This window comes from Mesorhizobium sp. J18, from assembly GCF_007829525.1.
In the GTDB taxonomy this organism is placed as follows: domain Bacteria; phylum Pseudomonadota; class Alphaproteobacteria; order Rhizobiales; family Rhizobiaceae; genus VLJP01.
Genome location: NZ_VLJP01000050.1, coordinates 1 through 17,640, shown reverse-complemented (window position 1 = coordinate 17,640; position 17,640 = coordinate 1). Strand labels below are relative to the sequence as shown.

Annotated in this window: 14 protein-coding genes and 1 tRNA gene; 14 read left to right on the top strand and 1 reads right to left on the bottom strand. The window is 60.2% G+C overall.

Annotation, left to right across the window (positions count from 1 at the left end; all coding sequences use genetic code 11):
* Window positions 1-2: 2 nt before the first annotated feature.
* From tuf to rpoC, 10 genes are all read left to right on the top strand, one after another.
* Window positions 3-1,178 carry an elongation factor Tu gene (gene tuf, locus L598_RS16590; RefSeq protein WP_144860897.1) on the top strand — a complete coding sequence of 392 codons (1,176 nt, stop codon included), beginning with the start codon at window positions 3-5 and terminating at the stop codon, window positions 1,176-1,178.
* Between the two features lie 104 nt (window positions 1,179-1,282).
* Window positions 1,283-1,358 (top strand) — tRNA-Trp (locus L598_RS16585).
* Between the two features lie 245 nt (window positions 1,359-1,603).
* Window positions 1,604-1,807 carry a preprotein translocase subunit SecE gene (gene secE / locus L598_RS16580; RefSeq protein ID WP_144864326.1) on the top strand — a complete coding sequence of 68 codons (204 nt, stop codon included), beginning with the start codon at window positions 1,604-1,606 and terminating at the stop codon, window positions 1,805-1,807.
* A 27-nt stretch (window positions 1,808-1,834) separates the two neighbouring features.
* On the top strand, window positions 1,835-2,362 hold the full coding sequence (gene nusG / locus L598_RS16575; RefSeq protein ID WP_144864324.1) for a transcription termination/antitermination protein NusG: 528 nt from the start codon (window positions 1,835-1,837) through the stop codon (window positions 2,360-2,362).
* 127 nt (window positions 2,363-2,489) lie between these two features.
* Window positions 2,490-2,918, top strand: a complete 429-nt coding sequence (gene rplK, locus L598_RS16570; RefSeq protein ID WP_144864322.1) for a 50S ribosomal protein L11 — start codon at window positions 2,490-2,492, stop codon at window positions 2,916-2,918.
* Between the two features lies 1 nt (window position 2,919).
* On the top strand, window positions 2,920-3,621 hold the full coding sequence (gene rplA / locus L598_RS16565; protein WP_144864320.1) for a 50S ribosomal protein L1: 702 nt from the start codon (window positions 2,920-2,922) through the stop codon (window positions 3,619-3,621).
* Between the two features lie 359 nt (window positions 3,622-3,980).
* The gene (gene rplJ / locus L598_RS16560; RefSeq protein WP_144864318.1) at window positions 3,981-4,499 is read left to right on the top strand and encodes a 50S ribosomal protein L10; all 519 of its coding nucleotides are present in this window, start codon (window positions 3,981-3,983) and stop codon (window positions 4,497-4,499) included.
* A gap of 57 nt (window positions 4,500-4,556) precedes the next feature.
* A complete protein-coding gene (gene rplL / locus L598_RS16555) occupies window positions 4,557-4,937 on the top strand; it encodes a 50S ribosomal protein L7/L12 (protein ID WP_144864317.1) in 381 nt (126 codons plus the stop codon).
* 194 nt (window positions 4,938-5,131) lie between these two features.
* Window positions 5,132-9,268: a DNA-directed RNA polymerase subunit beta gene (gene rpoB / locus L598_RS16550; RefSeq protein WP_144864315.1), complete on the top strand. Its 4,137-nt coding sequence runs from the start codon at window positions 5,132-5,134 to the stop codon at window positions 9,266-9,268.
* Window positions 9,269-9,409: 141 nt separating this feature from the next.
* Window positions 9,410-13,606: a DNA-directed RNA polymerase subunit beta' gene (gene rpoC, locus L598_RS16545; RefSeq protein ID WP_144864313.1), complete on the top strand. Its 4,197-nt coding sequence runs from the start codon at window positions 9,410-9,412 to the stop codon at window positions 13,604-13,606.
* Window positions 13,607-13,688: 82 nt separating this feature from the next.
* On the opposite strand, the gene L598_RS16540 is transcribed toward rpoC, so the two are convergent.
* Window positions 13,689-13,970: a transcriptional regulator gene (locus tag L598_RS16540; RefSeq protein ID WP_144864312.1), complete on the bottom strand. Its 282-nt coding sequence runs from the start codon at window positions 13,968-13,970 to the stop codon at window positions 13,689-13,691.
* A 483-nt stretch (window positions 13,971-14,453) separates the two neighbouring features.
* On the opposite strand from L598_RS16540, the gene rpsL reads away from it, so the two are divergent.
* From rpsL to L598_RS16520, 4 genes are all read left to right on the top strand, one after another.
* A complete protein-coding gene (rpsL, locus tag L598_RS16535; RefSeq protein ID WP_144864310.1) occupies window positions 14,454-14,825 on the top strand; it encodes a 30S ribosomal protein S12 in 372 nt (123 codons plus the stop codon).
* Between the two features lie 65 nt (window positions 14,826-14,890).
* The gene (gene rpsG / locus L598_RS16530; protein WP_144864308.1) at window positions 14,891-15,361 is read left to right on the top strand and encodes a 30S ribosomal protein S7; all 471 of its coding nucleotides are present in this window, start codon (window positions 14,891-14,893) and stop codon (window positions 15,359-15,361) included.
* A gap of 28 nt (window positions 15,362-15,389) precedes the next feature.
* Window positions 15,390-17,480: an elongation factor G gene (gene fusA / locus L598_RS16525; RefSeq protein WP_144864306.1), complete on the top strand. Its 2,091-nt coding sequence runs from the start codon at window positions 15,390-15,392 to the stop codon at window positions 17,478-17,480.
* A 67-nt stretch (window positions 17,481-17,547) separates the two neighbouring features.
* Window positions 17,548-17,640 (top strand): GTP-binding protein (locus tag L598_RS16520; RefSeq protein ID WP_032936484.1); only part of this gene is annotated, 93 nt, incomplete at its 3' end.

Genomic DNA, 17,640 nt, shown 5'->3' with positions numbered 1-17,640 from the left:
AGATGGCCAAAGGAAAATTTGAGCGTACGAAGCCGCATGTTAACATTGGGACGATTGGTCATGTTGACCATGGCAAGACGTCGTTGACGGCTGCGATTACGAAGTATTTTGGCGAGTTCAAGGCGTATGACCAGATTGATGCTGCGCCTGAGGAGAAGGCGCGCGGCATCACGATCTCGACGGCGCATGTGGAGTATGAGACGGAGAACCGTCACTATGCGCATGTGGACTGCCCTGGGCATGCGGATTATGTGAAGAACATGATCACGGGTGCCGCGCAGATGGACGGTGCGATCCTGGTTGTTTCTGCTGCCGATGGTCCGATGCCGCAGACGCGCGAGCACATTCTGCTTGCCCGCCAGGTTGGTGTTCCGGCGATTGTGGTTTTTTTGAACAAGGTTGACCAGGTTGACGATCCGGAGCTTTTGGAGCTTGTCGAGCTTGAGGTTCGCGAGCTTCTGTCTGCCTATGAGTTTCCTGGCGACGACATTCCGATTGTGAAGGGTTCGGCGCTTGCTGCGCTTGAGGACTCCAACAAGGAGATCGGCGAGGATGCGGTTCGCGAGCTGATGAAGCAGGTCGATGCCTATATTCCGACGCCTGAGCGTCCGATTGACCAGCCGTTCCTGATGCCGATTGAGGATGTGTTCTCGATCTCGGGCCGCGGCACGGTTGTGACGGGTCGTGTGGAGCGCGGCGTTGTCAAGGTTGGCGAGGAGATCGAGATTGTCGGCATCCGTCCGACGTCGAAGACGACGGTTACGGGCGTTGAGATGTTCCGCAAGCTTTTGGACCAGGGTCAGGCGGGCGACAATATTGGTGCGCTTCTTCGCGGTGTTGAGCGAGACGGTGTTGAGCGCGGGCAGGTTCTGGCGAAGCCGGGCACTGTGACGCCGCACACGAAGTTCAAGGCGGAGGCCTATATCCTGACGAAGGAGGAGGGTGGCCGTCATACGCCGTTCTTCACCAACTACCGTCCGCAGTTTTACTTCCGCACGACGGATGTGACCGGCATCGTGAAGCTGCCTGAGGGGACGGAGATGGTGATGCCTGGCGACAATGTTACGGTTGACGTCGAGCTGATCGTGCCGATCGCCATGGAGGAGAAGCTGCGCTTCGCCATCCGTGAGGGCGGCCGCACCGTCGGCGCCGGCATCGTCGCCAGCATCACGGAATAAAAAAGGCTTCTATTGCGGGCGGCCGATTGCCGCGGCCCGCAAATCCACTTGAAGCTTTTCGAGTGGCGGATTAGAAGCATCGCGCTGCCCTGGAGCGGCGATCTAGGGGTATAGCTCAGTTGGTAGAGCGACGGTCTCCAAAACCGTAGGTCGGGGGTTCGAGCCCCTCTGCCCCTGCCATGTCCTTATGAAAAGAAGAGTTCCACCGCCTTGGGTACTTGCAAGCCGAGGGAATCGGATTTATGTAGGGAAAACAGACATGCGGTGCGTGAAGCTGGTGGTCCGGCTTTACGCGCCCTTGTTGCGTGGGTGAAGCATTGTGGCTGATTCGCCTGTTTGCTTTTGATCCTTGCAATTCAATGCTCCCTTGAGGAGCGAAGAGAATGTTCCGGAGAAAATCCGGGCGCGTCCATTAAGAGCGGCAGATGGCGTCGAGAACGAGTAATCCCTTTACCTTCCTCCAGCAGGTGAGGTCGGAAACGGCCAAGGTCACCTGGCCATCGAGGCGCGAGACCCTGATATCGACGCTCATGGTCATCGCTTTCGTGTTCATCGCGGCGATCTTTTTCTTCGCCGCGGACCAGTTGATGGGCTGGGCCGTCGAGCTGATCCTGGGGATCAGCAGATAATACCACCGATAACGGAGAGCCTGTGAAATGACTGCGCGGTGGTACATCGTCCACGCCTATTCGAACTTCGAGAAGAAGGTGGCCGAATCCATTCTGGACCAGGCCAAGCAGAAGGGTTTGAGTGACCATATCGAGCAGGTCGTGGTGCCGACCGAGAAGGTCGTGGAGGTGCGTCGCGGGCGCAAGGTGGATGCCGAGCGCAAATTCTTCCCCGGCTATGTGCTGGTGCGGGCCAATCTGACCGACGCTGTGTTCAGCTTGATCAAGAACACGCCGAAGGTCACTGGGTTCCTTGGGGATTCCAAGCCTGTGCCGATCACGAATGCCGAAGCCGAGCGCATCCTGATTCAGGTGCAAGAGGGAGTGGAGCGTCCGAAGCCGTCCGTCACTTTCGAGATTGGCGAGCAAGTGCGGGTTTCGGATGGGCCGTTCGCTTCCTTCAACGGTTTTGTCCAGGAAGTGGACGAGGAGCGTTCGCGGCTCAAGGTGGAAGTTTCGATCTTCGGGCGTGCCGTACCCGTCGATCTCGAATTCGGTCAGGTCGAGAAATCCTGACCGGGACGGCCGGGCTACGGCCCGGATCGAGAGGTGGGAGGTGGAGGCGGCTTTAGCCGGCTGCATGAACCCGGACCACCAAACTGCAACCGCCGGATTTCCGGCAGCATGACAAGGCAGATGAGAAATGGCTAAGAAAGTTGCAGGCCAGCTCAAGCTTCAGGTTCCCGCGGGGTCGGCTACGCCGTCGCCCCCGATCGGACCTGCGCTTGGTCAGCGCGGCATCAATATCATGGAGTTCTGCAAGGCGTTCAACGCCCAGAGCCAGGAAATGGAGAAGGGTTCGCCAATCCCGGTGGTCATCACCTACTACCAGGACAAGTCGTTCACCTTCACCATGAAGACCCCGCCTGTGAGCTACTTCCTCAAGAAGGCGGCCAAGATCAAGTCTGGCTCGAAGGAACCGGGCAAGTCCACAATCGGCAACATCTCGCGCGATAAGGTGCGGGAGATCGCCGAGGCGAAGATGAAGGATCTGAACGCGAACGACGTCGAGGCGGCCATGCGCATGGTTGAAGGCTCGGCTCGTTCCATGGGTCTCGAGGTGGTGGGCTGAGATGGCTAAGAAAATCGCAAAGCGTCTGGCGAAAGCCAATGAAGGCATCGACCGGAGCAAGCAATACCCTCTCGAGGAGGCGGTCAAGCTCCTGAAGGAGCGGGCCACCGCCAAGTTCGACGAGACGATCGAGGTGGCGATGAATCTCGGCGTTGATCCGCGTCATGCGGACCAGATGGTCCGTGGCGTCGTCAATCTGCCGAACGGCACCGGGCGCTCGGTTCGCGTGGCCGTGTTTGCCAAGGGCGACAAGGCCGAAGAGGCCAAGGCTGCAGGTGCCGATATCGTGGGCGCCGAAGATCTGGTCGAGACGGTGCAGAAGGGCGAGATAAATTTTGACCGCTGCATCGCCACGCCGGACATGATGCCGCTGGTCGGCCGCCTCGGCAAGGTGCTTGGTCCGCGCGGCATGATGCCGAACCCGAAGGTCGGGACCGTTACTCCGGACGTCGCGGCGGCCGTGAAGGCTTCCAAGGGCGGTGCGGTCGAGTTCCGTGTTGAGAGGGCCGGTATCGTTCATGCCGGTGTCGGCAAGGCTTCCTTCGACAGCGCTGCGATTGCGGAGAATATCCGCGCATTCGCCGATGCCGTCATCAAGGCCAAACCTTCCGGCGCCAAGGGTAATTATGTCAAGAAGGTCGCGTTGAGCTCGACCATGGGACCCGGTCTCAAGATCGATCCCTCGACGCTCGCCGTATCTTGATGTTTTGATGCGGAAGAAGGCGATATCGCCTTCTTCCATTTACGGAATTCCGAAGCTTTCGGGCTTCGGATACGGAAGGAAACTTCCGGAACATCCTGTCCGAGATTGCGGGCGGCTCGCCTTAATTCGCAATGAGCCTGCATGAGACGGGTGAGACCTGACACCGGAGCGTTTCGGCGTTCCCTTGGATGGTTCGAACCGTGTTTTGCCTTTTGTCGACTGGCCGGCATTGCCGGCATGGCGAAAGGGGACAGGATCCTCAAGCGTCGTTTGGATGATCCGGGATCCTCGGATGGTCCGACGGCAAAAGGCAACCCGGCAACCGTTCCTGAGGAATGGTTGTCAACTGGAGATAGGCAGTGGACAGAGCGGAAAAACGCGCATTTGTCACGGACCTGAACCAGGTGTTCAACAGCACCGGGTCGGTGGTCGTGGCGCACTATGCCGGTCTTACCGTCGCGCAGATGAACGATCTTCGTTCCAGGATGCGTCAGGCGGGAGGCACCGTCAAAGTCGCGAAGAACCGTCTCGCCAAGATCGCTCTTCAGGGCACTCCGTCCGAAGGCATTCAGGCGCTGTTCGAAGGACAGACGCTTATTGCTTATTCGGACGATCCGGTTGCGGCTCCGAAAGTGGCCAGCGACTTCGCCAAGACGAATGACAATCTCGTCATTCTCGGCGGAGCCATGGGCGCTACTAGTCTCGATCCCGATGGTGTGAAGGCGCTTGCCTCTCTGCCGTCGCTGGACGAGCTTCGGGCCAAGATCGTCGGCATGATCAACACGCCGGCAACCCGGATCGCGCAGGTCGTCAACGCTCCGGCAGGTCAGCTTGCCCGCGTTTTCGGCGCCTATGCCCGGAAGGACGAGGCGGCATGAGGCCGTTCCTCGCTGTCATCACAAACACCTGTTCGAACTTTGCAAAGGAAATGAAAAATGGCTGATCTCGCCAAGATCGTTGAAGACCTTTCGAGCCTGACCGTCCTCGAGGCGGCCGAGCTTTCGAAGATGCTTGAAGAGAAGTGGGGCGTTTCCGCCGCTGCTCCGGTTGCCGTCGCGGCTGCCGGCGGTGCTGCTGGCGCTCCGGCCGAAGCTGCCGAGGAGAAGACCGAATTCGACGTCATTCTCGCCGACGCGGGCGGCCAGAAGATCAACGTGATCAAGGAAGTGCGCGCCATCACCGGCCTTGGCCTCAAGGAAGCCAAGGACCTGGTCGAGGCCGCGCCGAAGCCGGTCAAGGAAGGCGTTGCCAAGGATGAGGCCGAGAAGATCAAGGCCCAGCTTGAAGGCGCCGGCGCCAAGGTCGAGCTGAAGTAAGTCTTCGGAGGCKGTCGCGGGCGCTTGTGCCGCCCGCGGCAGCCTCGGAAAAAGGGGCGTGAGAAAAACCTCTTTCCTGAGGGCCGGGAACGGCTTTCAGGAAACGGGTTTTTCGCCCGTTAAGGATGGACCGCCTGAAGCGGAGGGCGGTCTGGTATGCGGAAGGCAAGCCAGTTAGGCACCAAGGAGCGACGATGGCCCAGACCCAGACATTCAATGGTCGCAGGCGCGTACGCAAGTTTTTCGGTAAGATTCCGGAAGTTGCGGAGATGCCGAACCTCATCGAGGTTCAGAAAGCTTCCTATGATCAATTCCTTATGGTGGACGAGCCCGAAGGCGGCCGTCCGGACGAGGGGCTTCAGGCAGTTTTCAAGTCGGTATTCCCGATCTCCGATTTCGCGGGCACGGCTATGCTCGAATTCGTCAAATACGAGTTCGAGGCGCCGAAATTCGACGTTGACGAATGCCGGCAGCGCGACCTGACCTATGCGGCGCCGCTGAAGGTGACGCTGCGCCTCATCGTGTTCGATGTGGACGAGGATACCGGCGCGAAGTCGATCAAGGACATCAAGGAGCAGGACGTCTACATGGGCGACATGCCGCTCATGACGTCGAACGGCACCTTCATCATCAACGGCACCGAGCGCGTGATTGTTTCCCAGATGCATCGCTCGCCGGGCGTCTTCTTCGATCATGACAAGGGCAAGTCGCATTCGAGCGGCAAGCTGCTGTTCGCCGCCCGCGTCATCCCGTATCGCGGCTCCTGGCTCGACATCGAGTTCGATTCCAAGGATGTGGTGCATGCGCGCATCGACCGTCGCCGCAAGATTCCGGTGACGTCGCTGCTTATGGCTCTCGGCATGGACGGCGAGGAGATCCTTTCGACCTTCTACGAGAAGCTCACCTATATCCGTGACGGGGAAGCGTGGCGGGTACCGTATTCCGCGGAGCGTTTCCGTGGCATGAAGGCCGTCAGCGACCTGATTGACGCCGACACCGGAGAAGTGGTTGTCGAGGCGGGCAAGAAGATCACCGCGCGACAGGCGCGCCAGCTCGCCGAGAAGGGCCTCAAGGCCATCAAGGCGACGGAAGAGGATCTTCTCGGCAACTATCTCGCCGAAGATATCGTCAATCCCGAGACGGGCGAGATCTATCTCGAGGCCGGCGACGAGATCGACGAGAAGACGCTGAAGGTGCTGCTCGATACCGGCGAGACCGAGGTGAATTTCCTCGACATCGACCATGTCAATGTCGGCGGCTACATCCGCAACACGCTTGCGGTGGACAAGAACGAGGGGCGTCAGGACGCACTTTTCGACATCTATCGCGTCATGCGTCCGGGCGAACCGCCGACGCTCGAAACCGCCGAGGCGATGTTCCATTCGTTGTTCTTCGATTCCGAGCGTTACGACCTTTCCGCGGTCGGACGCGTCAAGATGAATATGCGCCTGGAACTCGACTGCCCTGACACCGTGCGCGTGCTGCGCAAGGAAGACATTATCGCGGTGGTCAGGACCCTGGTCGAATTGCGCGACGGCAAGGGCGAGATCGATGATATCGACAATCTCGGCAATCGCCGCGTGCGTTCCGTCGGCGAGCTGATGGAGAACCAGTACCGCGTCGGCCTGCTCCGCATGGAGCGCGCCATCAAGGAGCGCATGTCCTCGATCGAGATCGACACGGTCATGCCGCAGGATCTGATCAACGCCAAGCCGGCAGCCGCTGCCGTGCGCGAGTTCTTCGGCTCCTCGCAGCTCTCGCAGTTCATGGACCAGACGAATCCGCTGTCGGAGATCACGCACAAGCGCCGCCTCTCGGCTCTCGGACCGGGCGGTCTGACCCGCGAGCGTGCCGGCTTCGAGGTGCGCGACGTGCATCCAACGCATTATGGCCGCATCTGCCCGATCGAGACGCCGGAAGGCCCGAATATCGGTCTTATCAACAGCTTGGCGACCTTTGCTCGCGTCAACAAATACGGTTTCATCGAAACGCCGTATCGCAAGATCGTCGATGGCAAGGTGACGCAGGAAGTCATTTATCTGTCCGCTATGGAGGAGGCCAAGCACTATGTTGCGCAGGCCAATGCCGAGCTCGACAAGAATGGCCGCTTCGCGGACGAATTTGTGGTCTGCCGCCATGCCGGTGAGGTCATGATGGCGCCGCGCGAGAACGTGGATCTGATGGACGTTTCGCCGAAGCAGCTTGTTTCGGTGGCGGCGGCCCTGATTCCGTTCCTCGAGAATGACGACGCCAACCGCGCCCTCATGGGCTCCAACATGCAGCGTCAAGCCGTGCCTCTGGTGCGTGCCGAGGCTCCCTTCGTCGGCACCGGAATGGAGCCGGTTGTGGCCCGCGATTCGGGAGCGGCGATCGCCGCACGCAGGACCGGCGTGGTCGATCAGGTCGATGCGACGCGTATAGTCATCCGGGCCACTGAAGAGGTGGACGCCTCGCAGTCGGGTGTGGACATCTACCGGCTGATGAAGTTCCAGCGCTCGAACCAGAACACCTGCATCAACCAGCGCCCGCTGGTGAAGGTGGGCGATTTCGTCAACAAGGGCGATATCATCGCCGACGGTCCGTCGACGGACCTGGGCGATCTGGCACTCGGCCGGAACGTGCTCGTCGCGTTCATGCCCTGGAACGGCTACAATTACGAGGATTCGATCCTTCTCTCCGAGCGCATTGTCCGCGACGACATCTTCACTTCGATCCATATCGAGGAATTCGAGGTGATGGCTCGCGACACCAAGCTTGGACCGGAGGAGATCACGCGCGACATTCCGAATGTTTCGGAAGAGGCGCTGAAGAACCTCGATGAGGCCGGCATCGTCTATATCGGCGCGGAAGTACAGCCGGGTGACATCCTGGTCGGTAAGATCACGCCGAAGGGCGAAAGCCCGATGACGCCGGAAGAGAAGCTTCTGCGCGCCATCTTCGGTGAGAAGGCGTCCGATGTGCGCGACACCTCCATGCGCATGCCGCCCGGCACCTACGGGACGGTGGTCGAGGTCCGCGTGTTCAACCGCCACGGCGTCGAGAAGGACGAGCGTGCCATGGCGATCGAGCGCGAGGAGATCGAGCGCCTCGCCAAGGACCGTGACGACGAGCAGTCGATCCTTGACCGCAATGTGTATAGCCGCCTGGCCGATATGCTTGCCGGCAAGGAGGCAATTGCCGGTCCGAAGGGCTTTAAGAAGGGCGCGACGCTTACCAGCGAACTGCTCGATGAGTATCCGCGGTCGCAATGGTGGCAATTTGCCGTCGAGGACGAGAAGATTCAGGGCGAACTCGAAGCGCTGCGCAGCCAGTATGACGACTCCAAGAAGGCGCTTGAACAGCGCTTCATGGACAAGGTCGAGAAGGTCCAGCGCGGCGACGAGATGCCTCCCGGCGTCATGAAGATGGTCAAGGTTTTCGTTGCCGTGAAGCGCAAGATGCAGCCCGGCGACAAGATGGCTGGCCGTCACGGCAACAAGGGCGTCGTCTCGCGCATCATGCCGATCGAGGACATGCCGTTCCTGGAGGACGGCACGCATGTCGATATCGTGCTGAATCCGCTTGGCGTGCCGAGCCGCATGAATGTCGGCCAGATCCTTGAAACCCATCTCGGTTGGGCCTGCGCGGGTATGGGCAAGAAGATCGGCGACCTGATCGATGCCTATCGCGAAAGCGGTGAAATCAAGCCGCTGCGCGATACCATCGAGAAGCTGATCCCGGCTAACGAGCGCAACGAGCCCGTCCGCGACTATGACGATGAAAGCGTCGTGCGTCTCGGCGAGCAGATGCGGCGTGGCGTGTCCATCGCAACGCCGGTCTTCGACGGTGCCCATGAATCCGACATCAACGAGATGCTCAAGGAAGCGGGACTCCAGACCAGCGGTCAGGTGACGCTTTACGACGGACGTACGGGCGAGGCTTTCGACCGCAACGTTACCGTGGGCTACATCTACATGCTGAAGCTGCACCATCTGGTGGATGACAAGATCCACGCCCGTTCGATCGGTCCGTACTCGCTGGTCACCCAGCAGCCGCTGGGCGGCAAGGCACAGTTCGGCGGTCAGCGCTTCGGTGAGATGGAGGTCTGGGCGCTGGAAGCCTACGGCGCTGCCTATACCTTGCAGGAGATGCTGACGGTGAAGTCGGACGACGTGGCCGGCCGCACCAAGGTCTACGAGGCGATCGTGCGTGGCGACGACACGTTCGAGGCCGGTATTCCGGAGAGCTTCAACGTTCTTGTCAAGGAAATGCGCTCACTGGGCCTCAACGTCGAGCTCGAGAATTCGCGTATCGAGGAGCAGCCGGCACGCTTGCCGGATGCGGCCGAGTAGGAAAAAAGTGCTGCCGCGGGGCGAGATCTCCGCGGCAGCGTCGACGGTTTTCGGTCGCAGCGGCGGCCGGCTGGAATTGCGGGCATTGTTCGCCCAACCAAGTTGGAAAGGGGTCTCGGTGACCCCGTATAGGAGATCGGCATGAACCAAGAGGTCATGAATCTTTTCAATCCTCAGGCGCCGGCGCAGACTTTCGATTCGATCCGGATCTCGCTGGCGAGCCCTGAGAAGATTCTCTCCTGGTCTTACGGCGAGATAAAGAAGCCCGAGACAATCAATTACCGCACGTTCAAGCCCGAGCGTGACGGCCTGTTCTGCGCGCGCATTTTCGGTCCGATCAAGGACTACGAATGCTTGTGCGGCAAGTACAAGCGCATGAAGTACAAAGGCGTCATCTGCGAGAAGTGCGGCGTCGAGGTCACGCTGTCGCGCGTGCGCCGTGAGCGCATGGGCCATATTGAGCTCGCCGCCCCGGTGGCGCATATCTGGTTCCTGAAGTCGCTGCCGAGCCGTATCGGCACGCTGCTCGACATGACGCTCAAGGATATCGAGCGGGTTCTCTATTTTGAGAATTATATCGTGACCGAGCCGGGCCTGACCGCGCTCAAGGAGAACCAGCTCCTCTCCGAAGAGGAGTATATGCTGGCGATCGACGAGTATGGCGAGGATTCCTTCACCGCCATGATCGGTGCCGAGGCGATCCACCATCTTCTCGAGGTCATGGACCTGGAGAAGATCGCGGGCGAACTGCGCTCCGAGCTTGCCTCCACGACGTCCGAGTTGAAGCAGAAGAAGCTTCTGAAGCGCCTCAAGGTGGTGGAGAACTTCCTCGAGTCCGGCAACCGGCCCGAATGGATGGTCATGAAGGTCATTCCGGTGATCCCGCCGGATCTGCGTCCGCTGGTGCCGCTGGACGGCGGCCGTTTCGCCACGTCGGACCTCAACGATCTGTACCGCCGCGTGATCAACCGTAACAACCGCTTGAAGCGGCTGATCGAGCTGCGCGCGCCCGGTATCATCATCCGCAACGAGAAGCGCATGCTTCAGGAAGCGGTGGACGCGCTGTTCGACAATGGCCGTCGCGGCCGCGTCATCACCGGCGCCAACAAGCGTCCGCTGAAATCGCTGTCGGATATGCTCAAGGGCAAGCAGGGCCGCTTCCGCCAGAATCTGCTCGGCAAGCGCGTTGACTATTCCGGCCGTTCGGTAATCGTGACCGGTCCGGAACTGAAGCTGCATCAGTGCGGCCTGCCGAAGAAGATGGCGCTGGAGCTGTTCAAGCCGTTCATCTATGCGCGGCTCGACGCCAAGGGCTACTCCTCGACGGTCAAGCAGGCCAAGAAGCTGGTCGAGAAGGAGAGGCCGGAAGTCTGGGATATCCTCGATGAGGTCATCCGCGAGCATCCGGTGCTCCTGAACCGTGCGCCGACCCTGCATCGCCTCGGCATCCAGGCTTTCGAACCCACCCTGATCGAAGGCAAGGCGATCCAGCTTCATCCGCTGGTCTGCACGGCCTTCAATGCTGACTTCGATGGCGACCAGATGGCGGTCCACGTGCCGCTGTCGCTGGAGGCTCAGCTCGAAGCCCGCGTGCTGATGATGTCGACCAACAACATCCTGCATCCGGCTTCCGGCGCGCCGATCATCGTCCCGTCGCAGGACATGGTTCTTGGACTCTATTACCTGTCCATCATGAACCAGAACGAGCCGGGCGAGGGCATGGCTTTCGCCGACATGGGCGAATTGCACCATGCGCTCGAGAACAAGGTCGTGACCCTGCATACCAAGATCAAGGGTCGCTATAAGACCGTGGACGAGAACGGCAACCCGGTCTCGAAGATCTACGAGACGACGCCTGGCCGTCTGATCGTAGGCGAGTTGCTGCCGAAGAATCCGAACGTTCCCTTCGATATCTGCAACCAGGAGCTGACCAAGAAGAACATCTCCAAGATGATCGACACGGTCTATCGCCATTGCGGACAGAAGGAGACGGTCATTTTCTGCGACCGCATCATGGCGCTCGGCTTCAGTCATGCCTGCCGCGCCGGCATCTCCTTCGGCAAGGACGACATGCTGATTCCGGATACCAAGCACAAGCTGGTTGCCGAGACCGAAGCACTCGCGAAGGAATACGAGCAGCAGTACAATGACGGCCTGATCACTCAGGGCGAGAAGTACAACAAGGTCGTCGACGCCTGGGCGAAATGCTCGGAGAAGGTCGCCGATGAGATGATGGCGCGCATCAAGGCGGTCGAATTCGACGAAAACGGTCGTCAGAAGCCGATGAATTCGATCTACATGATGTCGCATTCCGGTGCGCGCGGCTCGCCGACCCAGATGCGCCAGCTTGCCGGCATGCGCGGCCTGATGGCCCGCCCGGATGGCTCGATCATCGAGACGCCGATCATCTCGAACTTCAAGGAAGGCCTGACCGTGATGGAGTACTTCAACTCCACCCACGGCGCCCGTAAGGGTCTGGCCGACACCGCCTTGAAGACCGCGAATTCGGGTTATCTGACCCGCCGTCTGGTCGACGTGGCGCAGGATTGCATCGTGACGGTGCAGGATTGCGGCACCGACAAGGGCCTGACCATGCAGCCGATCGTGGATGCGGGACAGGTCGTTGCCTCCATCGGTCAGCGCGTCCTGGGCCGTACGGCTCTCGAGGATGTGGTCCATCCGGTAAGCGGCGAAGTGATCGTGCCGGCCGGCCGGCTGATCGACGAGCGGGATGTCGACGCCATCGAGAAGGCCGGCATCCAGTCCGTCCGCATCCGTTCGGCGCTGACCTGCGAGGTTCGCACCGGCGTCTGCGCGGTCTGCTACGGTCGTGACCTTGCGCGCGGCACCCCGGTCAATATCGGTGAAGCTGTCGGCGTCATCGCGGCGCAGTCCATCGGCGAGCCGGGCACCCAGCTCACCATGCGTACCTTCCACATGGGCGGCACGGCGCAGGTCGTCGACCAGTCCTTCCTGGAAGCCTCCTATGAGGGCACGGTCAAGATTCGAAACCGCAACGTCGTTCGCAACTCGGATGGCCATCTCGTGGTCATGGGCCGCAACATGGCGATCCTGATCCTCGACGAAGCCGGCAAGGAGCGCGCGAGCCACCGCGTTGCCTACGGTTCGCGCATCTATGTGGACGAGGGCGACAAGGTGAAGCGCGGCCAGCGCGTCGCCGAGTGGGATCCCTATACCCGGCCGATGCTCACCGAGGTCGAAGGCACAATCGCCTTCGAGGATCTGGTGGACGGCGTGTCGGTTCAGGAGACCACTGACGAGTCGACCGGCATCACCAAGCGTGAGGTCATTGACTGGCGGTCCACGCCGCGTGGTTCGGATCTCAAGCCGGCGATCACGGTGCTGGACAAGAGCGGCAAGGTTGCCAAGCTTTCGCGCGGCGGCGAGGCCCGTTTCCTGCTTTCCGTCGAGACGGTGCTTTCCGTCGAGCCCGGCTCGCATGTGAAGCCGGGCGACGTGATCGCGCGTATCCCGACCGAAAGCGCCCGTACCAAGGACATCACCGGTGGTCTGCCGCGGGTGGCCGAGCTGTTCGAGGCGCGTCGTCCGAAGGATCACGCGATCATTGCCGAGATCGACGGCACGGTGAGGTTCGGACGCGACTACAAGAACAAGCGCCGCATCATCATCGAACCGCACGACGAGCAGCTCGAGCCGGTCGAGTACCTGATTCCGAAGGGTAAGCCGTTCCATCTCCAGGATGGCGACACCATCGAGAAGGGCGACTACATCCTTGACGGCAACCCGGCTCCGCACGACATCCTGGCGATCAAGGGCGTGGAGGCACTTGCTTCCTATCTCGTCAACGAGATTCAGGAGGTCTACCGGTTGCAGGGCGTGCTCATCAACGACAAGCACATCGAGGTCATTGTTCGTCAGATGCTGCAGAAGGTCGAGATCACGGAGCAGGGGGATTCCACCTACATCCCCGGCGATCACGTGGACTCGGTCGAGCTCGACGAGGTCAACGACCGGCTTGTCGAGGAAGGCAAGAAGCCTGCCGCCGGCCAGCCGGTGCTGCTCGGCATCACCAAAGCCTCGCTGCAGACTCCGTCCTTCATCTCGGCGGCTTCGTTCCAGGAGACCACCCGCGTGCTTACCGAGGCTGCGGTGGCCGGCAAGATCGACACTCTGCAGGGCCTCAAGGAGAACGTCATCGTCGGCCGTCTCATCCCGGCAGGCACCGGCGGCGCGATGAGCCAGATCCGCCGCATCGCCACGTCCCGGGACGAACTCATTCTCGACGAGCGTCGCAAGACGTCGAATGTCGAGATGGCCGATCCGATGCTGGCCGACATGAGCGGCGCAGCCGAATAGGCGAGCCTCGGTACAAGATGATAAAGAAAGCCGCCGGGGTGCATCCGGCGGCTTTTTTCTTTGCGGGATGTTTTGCTGATCCTCAGTTGATCTCGTCAAAAGTCACTATTGCGATCTCGCCTTCCAGCGCACCTTGATACGCCGAAAGATGCGGCTCCTCGTCCGGTGCCCCCTCCATGTCGCCGATCTGGTCGAGCTCTGCCTCGGAGTATCCCTCTTGGGCGAGGGCCTCGAGGGCAAGGCGAACCGCCGAATCGTCGTCCGGTGCCACGAGCATCACATGGACGCCTTCGCTGTCGCCATCTTTCACGCGCCAGACGCGTCCGGTAATGATGGTGACCGGGCGTTCCATGTTGTCGTTCATCGGCTGATTCCGTTTCCCCTGCATAGTGGCAGTATCGCTCACGATAAGACTGATTCCATGACCATCCCTTTAACTAGGGCCAAGCCCTTGCAAGTCGAATTTTGTCATCTTATTTATGGCTGGCGCGGCTGGGCGAAACTAAATTGCGCCGACTTTCGCATATCGCGATAACTTCCGATACCGGCAAGATAATTGCGCGGCCGGGGTTGACGCGTAGCGGGGTTGCGAGTATTACCCGCGGCGTCTGAGCCGATGTGAGGCTTTGCTTTTCGGGGCGTCGCGCCCTGAAGTTTGCCTCAAACAGGGTTCGTTTTACGAGCGACAAGACATTCCGGCATGCATGAGGCGCAATGCGCTTCCTCTGCTTTTTGTTCGGGCAGGACCGCAGGACGCGGTTTGATGCCCGAATTTGCGTATGGAACAGCCGTTGCTCGAAGCGCCCTGAAGGGCTTGAGACACGAGATTGTAACAAAGGAAGGTTTGATGCCGACCGTCAACCAGTTGATCCGCAAGCCGCGCGTTGCGCCGGTGAAGCGAAACAAGGTTCCGGCCATGCAGGCCAACCCGCAGAAGCGGGGTGTTTGCACGCGCGTCTATACGACGACGCCGAAGAAGCCGAACTCCGCGCTGCGCAAGGTTGCCAAGATCCGCCTCACCAATGGGTTCGAGGTGATTGGATACATCCCCGGTGAGGGCCACAATCTTCAGGAGCACTCCGTGGTGATGATCCGTGGCGGCCGCGTCAAGGACCTTCCCGGCGTGCGCTATCACATTATCCGTGGCGTGCTCGACACGCAGGGTGTGAAAAACCGCAAGCAGCGCCGATCCAAATATGGCGCCAAGCGTCCGAAGTAAGGGTTTCCCGGCTTCGGCGCTTTTTTGTTGAGCGCGCCGGGCCTTGAAGTTGAGAGACGAAGAATATGTCCCGACGCCACCGTGCAGAGAAGCGTGAGATCAACCCGGATCCGAAATTCGGAGACGTGGTTGTCACCAAATTCATGAATGCCGTGATGTTCGACGGCAAGAAATCTGTCGCCGAGCGCATCGTCTATGGCGCCCTCGACCAGATTCAGGACAAGACCAAGCAGGAGCCGGTCGCGGTATTCCACCAGGCGCTCGACAATGTCGCGCCGCATGTGGAGGTACGCTCGCGGCGTGTCGGCGGCGCCACTTACCAGGTCCCGGTCGATGTGCGTCCGGAACGCCGTCAGGCCCTTGCGATCCGCTGGCTGATCAGCGCCGCGCGCAATCGCAACGAGACGACCATGGTCGACCGCCTGTCCGGAGAACTTATGGATGCCGCCAATAATCGCGGCACCGCAGTCAAGAAGCGCGAAGACACCCACAAGATGGCTGAGGCCAACCGCGCATTCTCGCACTACCGCTGGTAAGGCGGGAAGGGATCAAGAGGTAAAGACGATGGCCCGCGAGTATAAGATCGAAGACTACCGAAATTTCGGTATCATGGCGCATATCGACGCTGGCAAGACGACGACGACCGAGCGCATCCTGTTCTATACGGGCAAGTCGCACAAGATCGGTGAAGTCCATGATGGCGCGGCCACCATGGACTGGATGGAGCAGGAGCAGGAACGTGGCATCACGATCACCTCCGCTGCCACGACCACCTTCTGGCAGGGGCGCGATGGCAAGAAGCGCCGCTTCAACATCATCGACACTCCGGGCCACGTCGACTTCACCATCGAGGTCGAGCGCTCGCTGCGCGTGCTCGATGGCGCTATCGCGCTTCTTGATGCCAATGCCGGCGTCGAACCGCAAACCGAGACCGTCTGGCGCCAGGCCGACAAGTATCGTGTTCCGCGCATGATCTTCTGCAACAAGATGGACAAGATCGGCGCCGACTTCTATCGCTCGGCCGAGATGGTCAAGTCGCGTCTTGGTGCGCAGGCTGTGGTCATGCAGCTCCCCATCGGGGCCGAGAGCGACTTTGCCGGCGTCGTCGACCTCATTGAGATGAAGGCGCTCGTCTGGAAGTCGGAAAACCTCGGCGCCGAGTGGGACGTGCTCGACATTCCTGCTGATCTTCAGGCAAAGGCGGAAGAATATCGCGAGAAGCTCGTCGAGGCTGCTGTCGAGATGGACGAGGGCGCCATGGAGCGCTACCTCGAAGGCGAGATGCCGTCCAATGACGAGATTCGTGCCCTCATTCGCAAAGGCACCGTCGAGGTCAAGTTCTTCCCGATGTTCTGTGGATCGGCCTTCAAGAACAAGGGCGTGCAGCCGCTTCTTGACGCAGTGGTTGACTTCCTTCCGTCTCCGGTCGACGTGCCGGCGATCAAGGGCATCGATCCCAAGACCGAGGCAGAGATCGTGCGCAAGTCCTCGGACGACGAGCCGCTTTCCATGCTGGCCTTCAAGATCATGAACGATCCCTTCGTGGGCTCGCTGACCTTCTGCCGCATCTATTCGGGCGTGCTCAACAAGGGTGTCTCGCTCGCCAATACGGTGAAGGACAAGCGCGAGCGCATTGGCCGCATGCTGCAGATGCATTCGAACTCGCGTTCGGACATCGAAGAGGCTTTTGCAGGCGACATTGTCGCTCTTGCCGGTCTCAAGGAGACGACCACCGGCGATACGCTCTGCGATCCTACCAAGCCGGTCATCCTGGAGCGCATGGAGTTCCCTGATCCGGTCATTCAGATCGCCATTGAGCCCAAGACCAAGGGCGATCAGGAGAAGATGGGTCTTGCACTCAATCGCCTCGCTGCCGAGGATCCGTCCTTCCGCGTCAAGACCGATGAGGAGAGCGGCCAGACCATCATCGCCGGGATGGGCGAGCTTCATCTCGACATCATCGTCGATCGCATGAGGCGCGAGTTCAAGGTTGAGGCCAATGTCGGCGCGCCGCAAGTAGCCTATCGCGAGACCATCACCAAGGTTGCCGAGATCGACTACACGCACAAGAAGCAGACTGGCGGTTCGGGCCAGTTCGCTCGCGTCAAGCTCATCTTTGAGCCGAATCCCGATGGCGAGGATTTCGTTTTCGAATCCAAGATTGTCGGCGGCGCTGTTCCGAAAGAATACATTCCCGGCGTGCAGAAGGGTATCGAGAGCGTTCTGTCTTCCGGTCCGCTTGCCGGCTTCCCGATGCTTGGCGTGAAAGCGACTCTGGTTGATGGCGCCTATCATGACGTGGACTCGTCGGTCCTCGCCTTCGAAATCGCTGCCCGCGCGGCTTTCCGTGAAGGTGCGCAGAAGGCTGGCGCCCAGCTTCTTGAGCCGATCATGAAGGTGGAAGTTGTGACGCCTGAAGAATATGTCGGCAGCGTCATCGGCGACCTGAACGGCCGTCGTGGCCAGATCCAGGGGCAGGAGACGCGCGGCATCGCCGTGGTCGTCAATGCCATGGTGCCGCTCGCCAACATGTTCAAATACGTCGATACGCTGCGTTCGATGTCGCAGGGCCGTGCCCAGTACACGATGCAGTTCGATCACTACGAGCCGGTGCCGACTGCGGTCGCGCAGGAAATTCAGAAGAAATACGCGTAATTCCAGGGAATTTCACGCGACAAGTGACTCAAGGCCCTTAACGGGCGGAAGATAATGGAGACCTCAGATGGCCAAAGGAAAATTTGAGCGTACGAAGCCGCATGTTAACATTGGGACGATTGGTCATGTTGACCATGGCAAGACGTCGTTGACGGCTGCG